This window comes from Proteus sp. STS61-E, from assembly GCF_040932335.1.
Taxonomy (GTDB): Bacteria; Pseudomonadota; Gammaproteobacteria; order Enterobacterales; family Enterobacteriaceae; genus Proteus; species Proteus mirabilis_B.
Genome location: NZ_JBFQGE010000006.1, coordinates 86194 through 102934 on the forward strand (window position 1 = coordinate 86194; position 16741 = coordinate 102934).

General features: G+C 40.3%; 16 protein-coding genes. 6 read left to right on the forward strand and 10 right to left on the reverse strand.

Features of this window, described 5'->3' with window-relative positions; translation table 11 throughout:
- Positions 1–6: 6 nt before the first annotated feature.
- From dusB to AB4J89_RS14220, 6 genes are all read right to left on the reverse strand, one after another.
- On the reverse strand, positions 7–978 hold the full coding sequence (gene dusB, locus AB4J89_RS14195; RefSeq protein ID WP_069368388.1) for a tRNA dihydrouridine synthase DusB: 972 nt from the start codon (positions 976–978) through the stop codon (positions 7–9).
- A 321-nt stretch (positions 979–1299) separates the two neighbouring features.
- Positions 1300–2181, reverse strand: coding sequence for a 50S ribosomal protein L11 methyltransferase (gene prmA / locus AB4J89_RS14200; RefSeq protein WP_088493827.1), 882 nt, complete (start codon positions 2179–2181; stop codon positions 1300–1302).
- Positions 2182–2204: 23 nt separating this feature from the next.
- Complete coding sequence (gene panF / locus AB4J89_RS14205) at positions 2205–3650, reverse strand: sodium/pantothenate symporter (protein ID WP_088495964.1); 1446 nt, start codon at positions 3648–3650, stop codon at positions 2205–2207.
- Positions 3640–3888 (reverse strand): YhdT family protein, encoded by a 249-nt coding sequence (locus tag AB4J89_RS14210; protein ID WP_088493826.1) that lies wholly within the window; start codon positions 3886–3888, stop codon positions 3640–3642. Before AB4J89_RS14210 ends, panF begins: the two co-directional genes overlap by 11 nt.
- A gap of 332 nt (positions 3889–4220) precedes the next feature.
- Positions 4221–5423: a MalY/PatB family protein gene (locus AB4J89_RS14215; RefSeq protein ID WP_368469682.1), complete on the reverse strand. Its 1203-nt coding sequence runs from the start codon at positions 5421–5423 to the stop codon at positions 4221–4223.
- Between the two features lie 28 nt (positions 5424–5451).
- On the reverse strand, positions 5452–6759 hold the full coding sequence (locus AB4J89_RS14220; protein ID WP_088493824.1) for an aromatic amino acid transport family protein: 1308 nt from the start codon (positions 6757–6759) through the stop codon (positions 5452–5454).
- A gap of 259 nt (positions 6760–7018) precedes the next feature.
- Between AB4J89_RS14220 and AB4J89_RS14225 the strand changes: the two genes are divergently transcribed.
- Complete coding sequence (locus AB4J89_RS14225) at positions 7019–7477, forward strand: Lrp/AsnC family transcriptional regulator (protein ID WP_088493823.1); 459 nt, start codon at positions 7019–7021, stop codon at positions 7475–7477.
- 73 nt (positions 7478–7550) lie between these two features.
- Here AB4J89_RS14225 and accC read toward each other — a convergent pair whose 3' ends face one another.
- From accC to AB4J89_RS14245, 4 genes are all read right to left on the reverse strand, one after another.
- Complete coding sequence (gene accC, locus AB4J89_RS14230) at positions 7551–8900, reverse strand: acetyl-CoA carboxylase biotin carboxylase subunit (RefSeq protein WP_088493822.1); 1350 nt, start codon at positions 8898–8900, stop codon at positions 7551–7553.
- Positions 8901–8912: 12 nt separating this feature from the next.
- The gene (gene accB / locus AB4J89_RS14235) at positions 8913–9383 is read right to left on the reverse strand and encodes an acetyl-CoA carboxylase biotin carboxyl carrier protein (protein ID WP_075671489.1); all 471 of its coding nucleotides are present in this window, start codon (positions 9381–9383) and stop codon (positions 8913–8915) included.
- A 33-nt stretch (positions 9384–9416) separates the two neighbouring features.
- Entirely contained in the window at positions 9417–9860 is a 444-nt protein-coding gene (aroQ, locus tag AB4J89_RS14240) for a type II 3-dehydroquinate dehydratase (RefSeq protein ID WP_006535378.1), read from the reverse strand.
- Between the two features lie 430 nt (positions 9861–10290).
- Entirely contained in the window at positions 10291–11265 is a 975-nt protein-coding gene (locus AB4J89_RS14245) for an MDR family oxidoreductase (RefSeq protein WP_368469685.1), read from the reverse strand.
- Between the two features lie 688 nt (positions 11266–11953).
- Between AB4J89_RS14245 and mreB the strand changes: the two genes are divergently transcribed.
- The 5 genes from mreB to rng all read left to right on the forward strand — a co-directional run bounded on the left by mreB (position 11954) and on the right by rng (position 16741).
- The gene (mreB, locus tag AB4J89_RS14250) at positions 11954–12997 is read left to right on the forward strand and encodes a rod shape-determining protein MreB (RefSeq protein ID WP_023582893.1); all 1044 of its coding nucleotides are present in this window, start codon (positions 11954–11956) and stop codon (positions 12995–12997) included.
- Between the two features lie 91 nt (positions 12998–13088).
- The gene (mreC, locus tag AB4J89_RS14255) at positions 13089–14141 is read left to right on the forward strand and encodes a rod shape-determining protein MreC (RefSeq protein WP_088493820.1); all 1053 of its coding nucleotides are present in this window, start codon (positions 13089–13091) and stop codon (positions 14139–14141) included.
- Positions 14142–14146: 5 nt separating this feature from the next.
- On the forward strand, positions 14147–14635 hold the full coding sequence (gene mreD / locus AB4J89_RS14260; protein WP_088493819.1) for a rod shape-determining protein MreD: 489 nt from the start codon (positions 14147–14149) through the stop codon (positions 14633–14635).
- A gap of 52 nt (positions 14636–14687) precedes the next feature.
- Positions 14688–15275 (forward strand): nucleoside triphosphate pyrophosphatase, encoded by a 588-nt coding sequence (locus tag AB4J89_RS14265; RefSeq protein ID WP_088493818.1) that lies wholly within the window; start codon positions 14688–14690, stop codon positions 15273–15275.
- Positions 15272–16741 carry a ribonuclease G gene (gene rng / locus AB4J89_RS14270; RefSeq protein ID WP_088493817.1) on the forward strand — a complete coding sequence of 490 codons (1470 nt, stop codon included), beginning with the start codon at positions 15272–15274 and terminating at the stop codon, positions 16739–16741. Before AB4J89_RS14265 ends, rng begins: the two co-directional genes overlap by 4 nt.

Genomic DNA, 16741 nt, shown 5'->3' on the forward strand with positions numbered 1-16741 from the left:
TTTTATTTATTTACGCAAAAAATTTTCGAAATATGCTTCCAACGCCTCCAGCTGTTCGCTGGCATCCTCTATGGCGTTGAAGGAGCGCCGAAACTGGTCATCAGGGGCATGTTCCTTGAGATACCAAGAGACATGCTTGCGTGCAATGCGAGTTCCTTTGCCTTGACCGTAAAAGTCGTGCAACTCACGCACATGCTTTTGCATTATTTGTTGTACCTCTGCAATCGGCAGAGGGGGCAACAGTTCACCTGTGTCCAGATAGTGCTGGATTTCCCGAAAGATCCAGGGTCTTCCCTGAGCAGCGCGACCGATCATCAAAGCATCGGCTCCAGTGTAGTCTAATACTGCTCTGGCTTTTAGCGGGTCTGTTATGTCTCCATTCGCAATAATGGGAATAGAAACACTCTGCTTAACTGTCCGAATGCTGTCGTATTCGGCTTCCCCTTTGAACAAACACTCGCGTGTACGCCCATGAATAGTAAGAGCCTGAATACCACAACGTTCAGCCAATTTGGCAATCTCTACACAGTTACGTTCATCAGGTGACCAGCCAGTACGGATCTTGAGAGTAACAGGAACATCTACCGCGTTAACCACAGCAGAGAGGATCTCTGCGACAAGGTCGGGATGACGAAGTAGTGCTGAACCGGCTAGCTTTTTATTCACCTTTTTTGCAGGGCAACCCATGTTAATGTCGATAATTTGAGCGCCACTATCTGCGTTTATTTTCGCAGCTGCCGCCATATCAACGGGATCACTTCCTGCAATTTGTACGGAGCGGATCCCCAATTCATCACTATGTACCATTCGTAACCGAGACTTGTCTGTCTGCCAAACCTGAGGGTTGGAAGAAAGCATTTCAGAAACTGTCATACCCGCACCCATATCATAGCAAAGCGACCGAAAAGGTCGGTCTGTAACGCCAGCCATGGGAGCCGCGATAAGGCAATTTTTTAACTGATACTGTCCGATTCGCATAGATGAAAAGAGGGCCAAACTGTGACTGCAAGGGCGCGTATATTACGCATTTTTTGCCAGATATGAAAGGACAAAGTTTAACCAAATTGCGAAAAAAAGTTACTTTTTTACACTTGATTTTTTATAAATTCATTATTTAATCAATAAAAACATAATGTTATGTGTTTTTAAAAAAATAAAAATTGATGATATAGAATTGATAAACAAGTGAAACTAAGTAGAGTTTATCAGGCAAAAATGTGATTAATGCCTGATAAACAATAATTAAGTGAAATTTTAACGCAATGAGATCATCTCATTTTGGTTAATATTTGTTCAGTGTTATTTTTTCACACCGGTAATACGACACCACTCTTCTTTTTCAGCAACAGGATCTAAGTTAAATAATCCTTCATAGGCGGCTGCTACACCTTCTGCTTGTGTCGCCAACACACCTGAAAGACCCAGATGTCCACCTTGGCGAGGCAGTGTGCTGATAACAGGTGCTAGTTCACGTAATGGACCCGCTAAAATATTGGCGACTACAACATCAGCACTGAGGTTATCAGGCTGGTCTTTTGCAAGATACAGTGTGAGTGCGTCAGAAACACCATTACGCTGTGCATTATCACGACTTGCTTGGATAGCTTGAGGATCGATATCAATACCAATCGCTTTTGCTGCACCCAGTTTTAATGCCGCAATAGCTAAAATGCCAGAGCCACAACCGAAGTCGATAACCGTTTTACCCACTAAATCTAAACCATCAAGCCACTGAAGGCATAATGAGGTGGTAGGGTGGGTACCTGTACCAAATGCAAGGCCAGGGTCTAGCATGACGTTAACAGCGTTAGGATCAGGTACTTCACGCCAGCTTGGGCAAATCCATAAACGCTCGCCAAAACGCATCGGGTGGAAGTTATCCATCCATTCACGTTCCCAATCTTTATCTTCGAGTTGTTCAATTTTGTGCAGGAAACCTTGACCGAGTAATGGCGTATTTTCTAACATCGCCACAACGATTTTCATGTCAGTTTCTGCATCATATAAACCGATAACGTCAGTATCACCCCAAAGACGAGTTTCACCCGGTAAAGGTTCAAAAATAGGGGTATCGTGACTATCTTGGAAAGTCACTGAAACGGCACCGCTTTCAACCAATTCATCACCAATAGCTTCTGCATTAGCGGCGGTTGCATTAAGTCTTAATTGTATCCAAGGCATAATTAGTCTCTTTAAAAACGAATTCACTGTAATGATGCTGATTGGGGCAGAGTATGCTCTCCAAATCGATTAGCCACAAGAAACGCAACTAAGCTCAATAACAGTGATGGAACAATGGGGTGGAATCCAGCTATCTGGATATTAAATGTCGCAAGGGTGGCATAGAGTGTGGCACCAGTGATCATGCCCGCAATCGCGCCATAACGGTTGGCTTTTTCCCAATAAAGCCCAAGAACTAAAGGCCATAAGAAAACCGCTTGTAAGCCACCAAAAGCCAGTAAGTTAAGCCAAATAATCATTGATGGTGGGTTCCATGCTGCAAACAGCAGTAACACACCTAAAATCAAAGTCGAAAGGCTCGATAAACGAGAGATACGTTTCTCATTTGTGATCGCATGTGGGACGATATTGAGATAGAGATCTTTGACCAACGTTGCTGACGATTGTAACAGCTGCGCATTAATCGTTGACATAATGGCAGCCATAGGTGCCGCAAGAAAAATACCTGCTGCAATAGGCGGTAATACTTCAACCATCAGTGTTGGAATAACCTGATCAGGAACAGTCAGATCAGGAATGATCGCCCGACCTAATGCGCCAGCAAAGTGCATACCAAACATCAATAATGACATCACAATGGTGCCAATGATGATCCCTTTATGCATGGCTTTACTGTCTTTGTAAGAGATGCAACGTACCGCAGTATGTGGCAAGCCGATAACACCAAAACAGACCAGTACCCAAAATGAAGCCATAAATGGACCACTTAAAATACCATCTGCCCCCTGTGAGGATGTTAATGCAGGATCGATAGCATTGAGTTTTTGTATTGCAACATCTAATCCGCCTGCTTTATAGATAATGGCAAACAAGAGAATAAATGTCCCAAGTAGCATGACAAGGCCTTGTAAGGCATCGTTTAACACGCTGGCTCTAAATCCACCAATTGCAGTGTACAGTGCAATAGAGATCCCAAAGATCAGTAAGCCGAATTCATAGGGAATGCCTGCCGCGGTTTCTAATAAACGCGCTCCACCAATAAATTGCACTGTCATAGCGCCGACAAAAGCGACTAACAGGCTTAAACTGGCAAACCAGACCAGAAAACGGCTTTTGTAACGCGCATAAAGCATATCGTTTAAGGTAACAGCATTATAACGGCGCGCTAAAATGGCAAATTTTTTCCCTAAAACACCCAGAGAGAGCCAAATAGCGGGAAGTTGGATCATCGAAAGTAATACCCAACCAATACCGTATTTATAGGCAGCACCCGGTCCGCCAATAAAGGAGCTAGCGCTGACATAAGTGGCAGTGATAGTCATGGCTAGCACGAAACCACCCATTGAGCGGTTACCAAGAAAATATTCGTTAAGAAACTCGCCTTTTTCGCGCTTACGATAAGCATAAGCCGATAGCAGAAAGACCAGAAGAAGGTAGCCAATCAATGGCACTATGACCTCAGTTTGCATCGTCATGCTCATCTCCTAACGGCATATCTTTGAAAAAGTAGCGCACCATCAGATAGCACAACAGAAAAAACAAAACAGGTAGGAATAAGCATGAAAGCTCAAACCAAAGAGGTAAACCAGTAATGCCCAGTGTGTTATCAGGTAAATAGGCGGTCATTAACCAACCTAACAAATACATAAAAGTTAAAATTAGGGCCCAAAGGGCTTCTTTGTGGGCCTGAACAAAACGTTTGTCCATCTGTTCTCCCAATCTTAATAGGGTTAAAAATGAATGGGAGGATTGTACGGGAAAGTGAGTATTGATTCAGTGAAAATTAATCACAAAGTCATAAGGGAGTATTAAAAATAGATTATCTTATTGTTTTAAAAGGATTAGTGATGGGTTTCTATTTAATGGAATAATAAAAATAGAGATGAAATTTTATATTATTCAACCAATAAACTGTTGAAATAATCGCCACAAATAGGATGCTTAAGGTAATGGAAATAGGAAAAAAGAAGAGCAGACACTGAAATAAATTAATCAAAAGTGGTGCTCTTCTTTGTTTTACTCATCTCATAAATTAAAAATTAAAGTGCATTCTTTATTCTTTCTAAGCCCTCTTTGATAATGGCGCGAGGGCAAGCAAGGTTAATACGAATATAGTTATCGCCATTACTTACAAACATATTTCCACCTTCTAATAAAATGCCCGTTTTATTAGCAAAATAGAGTGAAAGTTGTTGGTTATCGACATCTTCAGGTAAATAATCTACCAAATTAATCCATGCTAAATAGGTTGAATCAGGTATTTTAAAGTTTGCTTTTGGAAAATGAGTCTGAGTAAACTCTTGTACTAATTTAAAGTTATCATCGAGATAGTTTCTTAGCTCTTTTAACCATTCATCACATTGAGAATAAGCCGCTTTTGTTGCAACTAAACTTAATGGTGAAATAAAGTCATCATAAAGACGAAGCCACTCTTTTTTTACTTCTGCATCTTTAATAAAAATATGAGACATCAGATTACCTGCAAGATTAAATGTCTTGCTTGGAGCCATGCAGGTAACAATTTTCTCATAATGAGGAAAGAGTTTAGCGATAGGGGTGTGCGTCACTCCGTTACGTAATAAATCGCAATGTATTTCATCTGATATCATCCAAATATCATTTTCAACACAGAGTTTCCCCATCTTAATTAGCTCTTCTTCAGTCCATACTTTACCGGTTGGATTTTGAGGATTACATAAAATAAAGAGCTTAATATTAAGTGAGTTATCTTTAATTTTGCGTTCCATATCGGCAAAATCAACAGCGTAATCACCGTCTTTTTCTAATAAATCAGAGTAGATCACTTGGCGAGAGTTATAATCTCCTGCTTGTTTAAAGGGGGTATAAGAAGGTGTTTGAATAAGAATACTTTCATCTTCTTTTATTAATAAAGGCACTAGGCGATTTAATGCAGGAATAATACCCGGTGATAATACGATTTCATGTGGATTAATTTCCCAATCATAATGTCTTTGGCACCAATCTTTAAATATTTGGTAATACTCGTCATCATACACTTTGGTATAACCTAATATTTTTCTATCAAGGCGCGCTTTAATGGCATCAAGCACTTCAGGTGGAGTAGAGAAATCCATATCTGCAACCCACATTCTAATAAACTCATTATCAGCGAAGGCAAATTGAGCGTCTTTCTCTGCTTTAAAAATATACTGACGCCAACCATCATAATTTAACGCATCGGTATCTTTTCTATCTATAATTTCATCAAAGTTATATTTCATGGTTAAGCCTTTAATACATCTAATTTAATTAAATAAATTTTAAGAAAGGAGAAATACAAAGCAGGATGCCCGTAAAAATAATTAAATACAGTGATCCACCTTTATAGCGGTGCAATGAAGGTACTTTGTAAACTAAATAAGCGGGAATAAGACAACCTACAATCCCGAAAATAGGGCTACATATTGAAGTGAACATCAATACTGGAAGATTAAGAACAATAGCTCCCCACGCAATAACGACAGTGAAAATGACAATACAGAGCGAGAGGACTTTCTGATTGATTTTTTCTGCAGGAATAATACGAGTAAGAGCATTCATGACTAAGCCTTGTACTGCTTCTTTAAAGCCAAGATAGACACCAAAGAATGCGGTCATTAATGCAAATATATTGAGTGCCACACCGACGGGAGTCACGTATTTAGCCGCATCACCTTCAATAAATTGTGCCGCGATCGCTAGTGCAGAAATATTCTGCTCATAGGCTTTAACTGCTTCATCATGTCCAATGGCAAAAGTAAAAGAAATAGCATAGAAGAAGACAACACAAAATAGTGTACCAAAAGAGATATTCATGGCTCTTAGGGCTTTGTAGCGAGCGACTTCAATCGACTTATTTTTAGCACGATAAGAAATTACCATTGGGCTAAGGGATTGAATAAAGAGTATAGAAGTGAGTGTAAAAGGTAGGGTAATAATAGCGTTTTTAATTAATAGGCTAAAAGGCGGGAAGGTATCGATATTTTTCGACAGATCCCACATGCTGATCATCATGACACCCAGCGCAAACACAACCAATAATTTAGATAACACCATAAAGCTTGAGATTTTAAATAACAGCTCTTCGCTTCGCGATGCAATTAATACGAGAAATGAGATAAGAATTAGGCCATAGAATGGATTTTCTGACAGTAATCCTTCTGTGACACCAAAGGTGTGTAGATAAGAGGCAGTATCATTGGTAAGTGCAGTCGGATAAGCAAAAATCCATATCACCAACATTAAGAAATAAAGTAAACCTAAAAACATTCCCCAGTTTTTACCAAGATAGCCTTCGATAACACTTGGGTAGTCTTTACATTCTTTAGAGTCGGCAAGGGTATTGATAAATAGGCGTTGAAAGAGGTACATGGCAGGGTAGCCAATAATAGAAGAGAGTAAAAATACCCATAACCCAATTAAGCCAACTTGTACGGGTAAAAAAACAATACCTGCACCAATTGCCATACCGATACTGATAATAATCCACCCCATATCGGTATTATCAAATCGAGTTAATTTTTTCCATTCTTCTTTTGAGAGAGAGGCCCTATCAACTTTTTGTTCTAATAAGGTCATACATGTAATCCCATGTGAAAGTAAAATTTATAGTATTTGTTTTGTTAAGTTTATTTTTGGAACATGATTTCTAATCATTTTGTATTAGCTGAATAACGATACTTCGAGGATGATTTTAGCAATTAGTGTGATTAATTATTTCTTCATATTGGAAGCAATACAGACTTATTTATTAATAAAATTCGCTAAAATTGAGCTATAAATTAATTATCTTTGATAAAAACGTTATTTTGATTAATGTCACAGAGGTGCAAATAGGATGGATCTTGACAAAACGGATATGGGGATACTTAAGTTGTTACAAGAAGAAGGGCGATTAAATAATGCGGAAATTGCTAAGCGTGTTTTTTTATCCCCACCGGCTTGCTGGAAGCGACTTAAGGCATTAGAAAAGGGAGTGATAAAGAATTATCGAGCAATAATTGAACCTAAGCATTTAGGGTTTAATTTTTATGCATTTATGAATATCACGTTAGATCTGCATTCTGAAGATAATATGGCGCATTTTGAACAAGAAATAATGAAAATTGATAATGTGATTTCTTGTCATAATATCTCAGGACGATATGACTATATACTGCAACTGGTCGTTAAAGATATGGAAGATTTTCATAACGTTTCAATGATGAAAGTGCGAGCCATTGGCAATATTAAAGAGATGAACACCAGTTTTAGTATTCGAGAAATAAAACCTTTTAAAGGGTTTCCTATTAAATAAATACCCATCAGAAAATCTGCAATAAAAAAGGCATAGTGAATAAACTATGCCTTTTCTTGTTAAGCGAGAACGATTATTTCTCAGCTAAACCTAAACGTTTTTCAAGGTAGTGAATGTTTGTACCACCTTTTTGGAAATTCTCATCATTCATAATGAACTGGTGCAGTTCAATATTGGTTTTAATACCATCAATGATAAGTTCCGCCAACGCATTTTTCATGCGAGAGATCGCGATTTCGCGTGTTTCACCGTAAGTGATCAATTTACCAATCATTGAATCATAGTGAGGTGGAACAGTATAACCAGCGTAAATATGCGATTCCCAACGTACACCAAATCCACCTGGTGAGTGGAAGCGAGTGATTGTACCCGGGCTTGGCATGAAGGTTTTTGGATCTTCTGCGTTGATACGACATTCAATTGCATGACCATGAACGTTAACTTGATCTTGCGTTACTGATAAAGGTAAGCCAGATGCAATGCGTAACTGTTCTTTGATTAAGTCGATGCCAGTGATCATTTCTGTTACTGGATGTTCAACCTGAATACGGGTGTTCATCTCAATAAAGTAGAATTCACCATTTTCATACAGGAATTCGAATGTACCTGCACCACGATAGCCGATTTCAATACATGCGTTCGCACAGCGTTCGCCGATATTTTTACGGATCTCAGGGGTAATACCCGGTGCTGGTGCTTCTTCAACCACTTTTTGGTGACGACGTTGCATTGAGCAATCACGTTCAGCCAAATAGATTGCATTACCTTGACCATCAGCCATGACTTGAATTTCAACATGGCGTGGGTTTTCAAGGTATTTTTCCATGTATACCATGTCGTTGCTAAATGCCGCTTTTGCTTCCGCACGCGTCATTGTAATGGATTGTTCTAGATCTTTTTCAGAACGAACAACTCGCATACCGCGTCCACCACCGCCACCAGAGGCTTTGATGATAACTGGGTAGCCAATACGTTTAGCAATTTCAATATTTTTCGCAGTATCGTTACCTAAAGGACCGTCTGATCCTGGTACACAAGGAACACCTGCTTTTTTCATCGCTTCAATAGCAGAAACTTTGTCACCCATTAGGCGGATGGTTTCAGCTTTTGGGCCGATAAAAATAAAGCCTGAGCGTTCAACTTGCTCTGCGAAATCAGCATTTTCAGACAGGAAACCGTATCCTGGATGAATGGCTTGTGCGCCACTGATCTCAGCCGCTGCAATAATTGCAGGGATATTTAGGTAACTTTTTGCTGAAGCAGCGGGACCAATACAGATAGTCTCGTCTGCCAGCAGAACGTGTTTTAAATCACGGTCTGCCGTGGAGTGAACAGCGACTGCTTTAATCCCAAGCTCTTTACATGCTCTTAGGATACGCAGTGCTATCTCACCACGGTTGGCAATGAGGATTTTTTCTAGCATGGACCTGCCTCGTTATTCGATAACAAAGAGTGGAGCGTCAAACTCAACGTTGTCGCCGTCTTGGCAAAGGATAGATTTAACAACACCCGCTTTGTCAGATTCAATCTGGTTCATCATTTTCATTGCTTCAACGATGCACAGAGTATCGCCTACATTGACTTGCTGACCGACTTCAACAAATTTCTTAGCTTCAGGGCTTGGTGAGCGGTAGAACGTTCCGACCATTGGTGAACGAACAACATGACCGCTGATTTCTTGCGCTGGTGTAGCTGCTGGTGTTTCTGGCGCTACAGGCGCAACTGCATTTGCTAATGCAGGTTGAGGTGCCACTGGTGCCGCAAAATATTGCTGAGGAGCCATTTGACCCTGAAGACCAGAGTTACGACTAATACGTACTGACTCTTCACCTTCAGAGATTTCCAGTTCAGAAATGCCAGACTCTTCGACTAGCTCGATCAGTTTTTTAATTTTACGAATATCCATGAGTTGATTCCGTACTCTTTTTGATGTTTTTTATTAAGACAAGCGGCTGACCGCTGCCTGTAAAGCAAACCGATAACCTTCTGCACCTAATCCACAGATTACGCCTGTTGCGATATCAGAGAGATATGAATGGTGACGGAAAGGCTCCCGACTGTAGACATTGGACAGGTGAATTTCAATAAATGGAATATTCACCCCTAATAATGCATCACGCAGTGCAACACTGGTATGCGTGAAAGCTGCAGGGTTGATTAATATATAATCGACATTACCCCGAGCTGCATGAATTTTATTTATCAGCTCAAATTCAGCGTTAGACTGAAAATGACTGAGTTTCACATTTAATGCCTGAGCATCTGCTGACAAACTTTGAACGATATCATCCAGAGTTAAGTGTCCGTAGGTTTCCGGCTCTCTTGTTCCAAGCAGGTTTAGATTCGGACCATTCAGGAGCAAAATATGAAAATTTTCCGACATTATGCTTCTATCTCCGTCAATTCGTCAACGAAATGACAAAATAACCTGTGCTTTTCGTTTTGTCATCTTTTATTGTATCCAATGCTACGATACATATCACAAAGTCCGACATTATAGACATTTCACAGAAGATAACAGCAAAATACTGGTCTAATCAGGGAATGAAGGGTTTATTTTGATGAAAAGTTAAAAGTTTTTACAAGATTGTAAACGCGAGAAAGCAAAATAAACAGGTGTCTAAAAAATAATCATAACACTACGTTATTTATTGATGTCACTGGAAATCTGAGCTTCTTTGAGACTAATCATCAATATATATCATAAATGTGATCTGCATCACAATTCAATATCACTTTCACACACAAAGAAGCTTATTCTGGCACTAAATAAGGTGAGTTAATGCCAGAAATAAGCAGATAAAAACCGAAATTTAGAGTTTTACTAAGGTTCTGCCTGTTACCTGATTATCCATAATCATTTGGGCATAACGAGGAACCTCATCAAGGGTAATTTCTGTTGTCGCTTGTTGATAGAACGTTTCTGGCAGTAATTTTAATAAACGTTGCCAAACTTGAGCGCGTTTTTCTGCTGGAAAATAAACAGAATCGACACCCTGTAAGCGAACATTACGTAAAATAAAAGGCATGACTGTCGTTGGTAAAGAGAAACCACCTGCTAATCCACAAGCCGCTACGGTTCCGTTATAGTTTGTTTGTGACAGAATATTGGCAAGAATTTGCCCACCTACGGTATCAATTGCACCCGCCCAGCGTTGTTTATCTAAAGCTCTACCCGCAGGTTCAAACTCTTCACGAGTGATAATATTTTTGGCACCGAGTTTGCGTAAATAATCATGGTTACTTGCTCTGCCACTTAATGCGGTAACTTGGTAGCCTAATGCCGTTAGTAAACTAATAGCGGTACTTCCGACACCACCACTGGCTCCTGTGACTAAAATATCACCGCTTTCAGGAGTGATACTGCCTTGTTCTAATGCCATTACACAAAGCATGGCAGTAAAACCGGCAGTCCCAATTGTCATGGCATTTTTTAAAGAGAGCCCTTCTGGCACTACAGTTAGCCAATCACCTTTTACACCCGCTTTTTGTGCAAGACCACCCCAGTGGTTTTCACCTACACCCCAGCCAGTTAATAAAACATGTTGACCAATATGGAAGCGAGGATCTTCGGTGTGATGAACAACACCAGAAAAATCAATACCCGGCACCATTGGGAATTGGCGCAGGATTTTTCCTTTACCTGTGATCGCGAGTCCATCTTTATAGTTAAGCGTTGAGTAATGGATGTCGACAATAACCTCATGAATAGGCAGTGTTTTCTCATCAACACTTTGTACGCTGGCACTGAGTTTATTGTCATTTTGTTCTACTAATAATGCTTTCATCTTGACCCCTCATCGATTTCTATTTGTGTCATGATAGGTGATTTTTTAGATCTCGTCGTGATTGTGCACAATATCTATTGTAATAATGAGACAAATAATCCTTTTTTAGTGTATAAACGGGGGTTCTACGTTTATTGGTGCAGAGATTATTCTGAGTTTTATATCTTGGTTATTAGATAACACCGTTAATGGTTTACGATTGGATAAAAATTAGCATTTCTCTTTATTGCTCGAAATAAAGATAATGTGTTGCCTTAGAAGTATTCGAGGTGGGTACTCTGGTTGTTATCTCAGTCAAATTCTGCCGGTGAAACACCATTTAATATCAATAGAGTGATTGTGCTTATTCAAATGAATAAATTTTATTTGAACTTGCAACGAGACTTTTGAGTCACAGTTTGGCAACGAAGTGAGATTTTTCTTTATTGATGTGAACGTTGTTTGTATTGTTACATAACTTAAATATGAACAGCGTAGGATCGAAATTATGCGTTAATCGTTCTAATTAGCCCATTTTTATGCAGTTTTTTTCTGCTCCAATTGGGAAAAGTAACGTAGAATATTGTGCCTTTATGATTATTTACGTGTCCACTTTAATTTAAGTAGTGAATCGCGCCTTGTCGCTGCTTATTGTGGTTGATAGAGTAGACGGATTTTTCCGTCCCGGCTTGCAGGATTATCCTTTCGTATGTTTAAAAAATTTCGTGGCATGTTTTCCAACGATTTGTCTATTGACTTGGGTACCGCCAATACCCTTATTTATGTCAAAGGACAGGGTATTGTTCTCGATGAACCCTCCGTTGTCGCTATTCGTCAAGATCGCGCTGGCACATCAAAAAGTGTTGCAGCTGTAGGGCATGAAGCCAAACAGATGTTAGGGCGTACACCTGGGAATATCGCTGCTATCCGTCCAATGAAAGACGGTGTGATTGCTGATTTTTATGTAACCGAAAAAATGCTTCAGCACTTCATAAAACAGGTTCATAACAATAGCTTTATGCGTCCAAGCCCTCGTGTATTAGTCTGTGTACCAGTAGGGGCAACTCAAGTAGAACGCAGAGCTATCCGTGAATCAGCATTAAGTGCAGGTGCTCGCGAGGTGTTCTTAATTGAAGAACCTATGTCTGCGGCAATCGGTGCAGGTCTACCTGTTTCTGAAGCAACAGGCTCAATGGTGGTTGATATTGGTGGTGGTACAACAGAAGTTGCCGTGATCTCATTAAACGGTGTCGTTTACTCTTCTTCTGTTCGTATCGGCGGTGACCGTTTTGATGAAGCTATCATTAACTATGTGCGTCGTAACTACGGCTCACTGATTGGTGAAGCAACCGCAGAACGTATCAAACACGATATCGGTTCAGCTTACCCTTCTGATGAAGTCAATGAGATTGAAGTTCGCGGTCGTAACCTTGCAGAAGGTGTACCTCGTAGCTTTACATTAAACTCTAATGAAATTCTTGAAGCCTTACAGGAACCATTAACAGGTATTGTAAGTGCGGTCATGGTTGCATTAGAACAATGCCCGCCAGAGTTGGCTTCTGATATTTCAGAGCGCGGCATGGTATTAACCGGCGGTGGTGCGTTATTACGTAACCTAGACCGTTTATTAATGGAAGAAACAGGTATTCCGGTGATTGTGGCTGAAGATCCACTGACTTGTGTTGCACGTGGTGGTGGTAAAGCATTAGAAATGATCGATATGCACGGTGGCGATCTGTTTAGCGAAGATTGAGATTAATTCTAACAAGGGAGAATGGATTCCCCCTTGGTGAGAATATTAACACCTGTTCTTTTACTTCTCCGTGTGAGTGATCTTAGAGTTTATGAAGCCAATTTTTAGCCGGGGCCCTTCCCTGCAACTAAGATTAATAATCGCCGTGGTTGTCGCTATCTCTTTATTGATTGCAGATAACCGTATTGGCGCATTTTCTAAAGTCCGCCAGTATCTTGATACTGCTGTTAGCCCCTTCTATTTTCTTGCAAATGGTCCACGCCGTTTCCTTGATCAAATTTCAGAAACATTTGCCACGCGTGAGCGTTTACAATTTGAGAATCAAGCGTTAAGAAAAGAGTTGTTAGTTCGCAGCGGAGAAAGCCAATTACTTGAACAATTTAAGCAAGAGAATGCCCGTTTACGAGAATTACTTGGTTCACCACTGCGCCAAAATGAACAAATGACAGTGACACAAGTGCTGTCTGGTAATAGTACGCCTTATCGAGATCAAGTGGTTATTGATAAAGGAACCAATGATGGCGTCTATGAAGGACAACCTGTTATTAGTGATAAAGGTGTTGTAGGACAAGTTATTGCCGTAAGTGAGCTTACGAGTCGTGTTCTATTAATATGTGACACTTCTCATGCATTACCAGTACAAGTTTTACGTAACGATATTCGTGTTATAGCTTCTGGTGCGGGTTGTGCCGATGATTTATTGTTAGAAGCATTACCTGCCAATATTGATATTCGTGTAGGCGATGTTTTAGTGACATCAGGATTGGGCGGTCGTTTTCCTGAAGGTTATCCGGTTGGTGTGGTGTCTTCCATCAAAGTGGATAATCAACGGGCTTATTCCGTGATTAATGTTCGTCCATCAGCTGAGCTACAACGTTTACGCTATTTGCTTTTATTATGGAATGCATCAGATAAAACGGGAGAGCCCCCTCTGCCTTCAGAGGTTTATCACGCCGCCAATGAGCGTTTAATGCAACTGATGCCTCAAGTTTTACCTAATTATGAACAAGCAGGGCCACCGCTTCCTCGTTCTATGTCTCAAGAGCCGTTAGATAATACGGCTGAAGGAACTAACGGAACTGAGACACCAGCGACAACGCCTGCTACAACAAATACACCTGCAAATACCAATAGAAGTAGGTAGACACGATGAATCCATATCAAAGTCGTGGGCGTTGGGTAGTTTGGCTCTCTTTTCTTGTCGCATTAGTTTTACAAATTATGCCGTGGCCAGAACAGTTAGCAGTGTATCGACCTATTTGGCCTATGCTGTTTCTTATTTATTGGATAACAGCTATTCCTCATCGTGTCAGTGTCGGAACTGCATTTGTCTTGGGGATGATTATGGACTTAGTCCAAGGAACGACCTTGGGTGTCAATGCACTGGCTTATACTTTAGTGAGTTATGTCATCGCCTTTAAATATCAGCTTTTTTGTAATTTAGCGTTATGGCAACAAGCCTTAGTGGTGATGTTAAGTGTTGTCGTTGTTGATCTTACTGTATTCTGGGCGGAATTTTTACTTTCACCTGTGACTTTTCACCCTCAAGTATTCTGGAATAGCCCAGTCAGTGGTATTCTTTGGCCATGGCTTTATTTTTTGCTTCGCAAAATCCGTCACCAGTTTTTAGTTCACTAAGTTATTGGATCATGGCGGTCACTTTTGCGTTACCGTCATGAGGACATTATTTGTGACCACGCTTTACCTTGCTTCCAGCTCACCAAGAAGACGTGAACTTCTCGCGTTATTAGATATTGAATTTAGTATTATCACGCCAGCAATTGATGAAATTTGGCAACAAGGTGAAAAGCCAGAAGAGTATGTTCTTCGTTTGGCAAAAGAAAAATCACAAGAAGGTGTAAGACAAGCACCTCATGATTATCCCGTTTTGGGCTCTGATACGATTGTGGTTCATGATGGTCATATTCTTGAAAAGCCCCGTGATAAAACTCATGCCGCGCAAATCCTACGTTCACTTTCAGGCGCAACACATCAAGTGATGACGGCAATTGCTATCTCTAATAGAACACGTACATTGAGTCAATTAGTCGTCACACACGTCACTTTTAGAGAGATGACAGAGAGTGAGATTAGCGCGTATATTGAGTCAGGAGAGCCAATGGATAAAGCTGGCGCTTACGGTATTCAAGGAAAAGGAGGCCGTTTTGTTCAACGGATTGAGGGGAGTTATCATGCTGTTGTCGGATTGCCTCTTGTTGAAACCGAAGCGTTGATAGCTCAATTTTCGTCTCTAGCTAATGAGAAGGAGATTTCATGACAGCTGAGTTATTAGTGAATGTGACGCCATCTGAAACTCGTGTTGCCTATATTCGTGGCGGCATACTTCAAGAAATTCATGTCGAAAGAGAAGCGAAACGAGGTATCGTCGGAAACATCTACAAAGGTCGGGTAAGTCGCGTATTACCCGGGATGCAAGCTGCATTTATTGACATCGGGCTGGATAAAGCCGCTTTTCTACATGCTTCTGATATTATGCCTCACACTGAATGCATTGCGGGTGAAGAGCAGAAAAAATTTAATGTTCGTGATATTGCGCAATTGGTGCATCAAGGACAAGACTTAATTGTACAAGTGGTTAAAGATCCTTTAGGAACTAAAGGCGCTCGCCTTACCACTGATATTACATTGCCTTCTCGTTATTTAGTGTTTATGCCTGGTGCATCTCATGTGGGCGTTTCTCAGCGAATTGACAGTGAAGAAGAGCGTGAGCGTTTAAAACAACTCGTTGAAGAGTATTGCGATGAAAATGGCGGTTTTATTATTCGTACAGCCGCTGAAGGTGTTGGCGAGAATGAAATTAAGCAAGATGCCGCTTTTCTTAAACGCCTATGGAATAAAATCATCGAGCGTAAGAAAAGAAATAAAACTCGCATTCAAATTTATGGCGAACTGGCTTTAGCACAGCGTATTTTACGTGATTTTGCGGGTTCTGAGTTAGATAGCATACGAGTTGATTCTAAATTAACCTACAATCAATTGCAGGAATTTATTGGTGAATATATTCCTGAATTAACCGCTAAACTTGAATTACACCAAGGCAATCAGCCTATTTTTGATCTCTATGGTGTAGAAAGTGAAATTCAACGGGCTTTAGAGCGTAAAGTTGAATTGAAATCAGGTGGTTATCTAATTATCGATCAAACTGAAGCAATGACCACTATTGATATCAATACAGGGGCATTTGTTGGTCATAGAAATTTAGAAGAAACGATTTTTAATACTAATATTGAAGCAAGCCAAGCCATTGCTCGTCAATTACGGTTACGTAATTTAGGCGGTATCATCATTATTGACTTTATTGATATGAATAATGATGAACATAAACGCAGAGTATTGGCATCACTTGAACAAGCACTAAGTAAAGATAGAGTGAAAACAACGATTAATGGCTTCTCTCAACTTGGCTTAGTGGAAATGACTCGTAAAAGAACTCGAGAAAGTCTCGAACATGTTCTTTGTGATGACTGCCCAACTTGCCAAGGGCGAGGTACGGTAAAATCAGTTGAAACGGTTTGTTATGAGATTTTACGTGAAATAGTGCGCGTGCATAAAACGATTGATGCAGATCGCTTCTTGGTTTACGCCTCTTCAGCAGTGGCAGACACATTAAAAGGCGATGAATCACATGCATTAGCAGAGGTTGAAATTTTTGTCGGTAAACAAGTGAAAGTGCAAACTGAGCTACTCTATAGTCAGGAGCAATTTGATGTGGTGATGATGTAA

Bases quoted from the DNA above. Each gene is read 5' to 3' on its own strand.
- AB4J89_RS14220 (WP_088493824.1), bottom strand. From the start codon at position 6,759: ATGACCTTATTAGAACAAAAAGTTGATAGGGCCTCTCTCTCAAAAGAA.
- AB4J89_RS14210 (WP_088493826.1), bottom strand. From the start codon at position 3,888: ATGGACAAACGTTTTGTTCAGGCCCACAAAGAAGCCCTTTGGGCCCTA.
- accC (WP_088493822.1), bottom strand. From the start codon at position 8,900: ATGCTAGAAAAAATCCTCATTGCCAACCGTGGTGAGATAGCACTGCGT.
- prmA (WP_088493827.1), bottom strand. From the start codon at position 2,181: ATGCCTTGGATACAATTAAGACTTAATGCAACCGCCGCTAATGCAGAA.
- panF (WP_088495964.1), bottom strand. From the start codon at position 3,650: ATGCAAACTGAGGTCATAGTGCCATTGATTGGCTACCTTCTTCTGGTC.
- dusB (WP_069368388.1), bottom strand. From the start codon at position 978: ATGCGAATCGGACAGTATCAGTTAAAAAATTGCCTTATCGCGGCTCCC.
- aroQ (WP_006535378.1), bottom strand. From the start codon at position 9,860: ATGTCGGAAAATTTTCATATTTTGCTCCTGAATGGTCCGAATCTAAAC.
- mreB (WP_023582893.1), top strand. From the start codon at position 11,954: ATGTTTAAAAAATTTCGTGGCATGTTTTCCAACGATTTGTCTATTGAC.
- rng (WP_088493817.1), top strand. From the start codon at position 15,272: ATGACAGCTGAGTTATTAGTGAATGTGACGCCATCTGAAACTCGTGTT.
- mreD (WP_088493819.1), top strand. From the start codon at position 14,147: ATGAATCCATATCAAAGTCGTGGGCGTTGGGTAGTTTGGCTCTCTTTT.
- AB4J89_RS14225 (WP_088493823.1), top strand. From the start codon at position 7,019: ATGGATCTTGACAAAACGGATATGGGGATACTTAAGTTGTTACAAGAA.
- AB4J89_RS14245 (WP_368469685.1), bottom strand. From the start codon at position 11,265: ATGAAAGCATTATTAGTAGAACAAAATGACAATAAACTCAGTGCCAGC.
- AB4J89_RS14215 (WP_368469682.1), bottom strand. From the start codon at position 5,423: ATGAAATATAACTTTGATGAAATTATAGATAGAAAAGATACCGATGCG.
- accB (WP_075671489.1), bottom strand. From the start codon at position 9,383: ATGGATATTCGTAAAATTAAAAAACTGATCGAGCTAGTCGAAGAGTCT.
- mreC (WP_088493820.1), top strand. From the start codon at position 13,089: ATGAAGCCAATTTTTAGCCGGGGCCCTTCCCTGCAACTAAGATTAATA.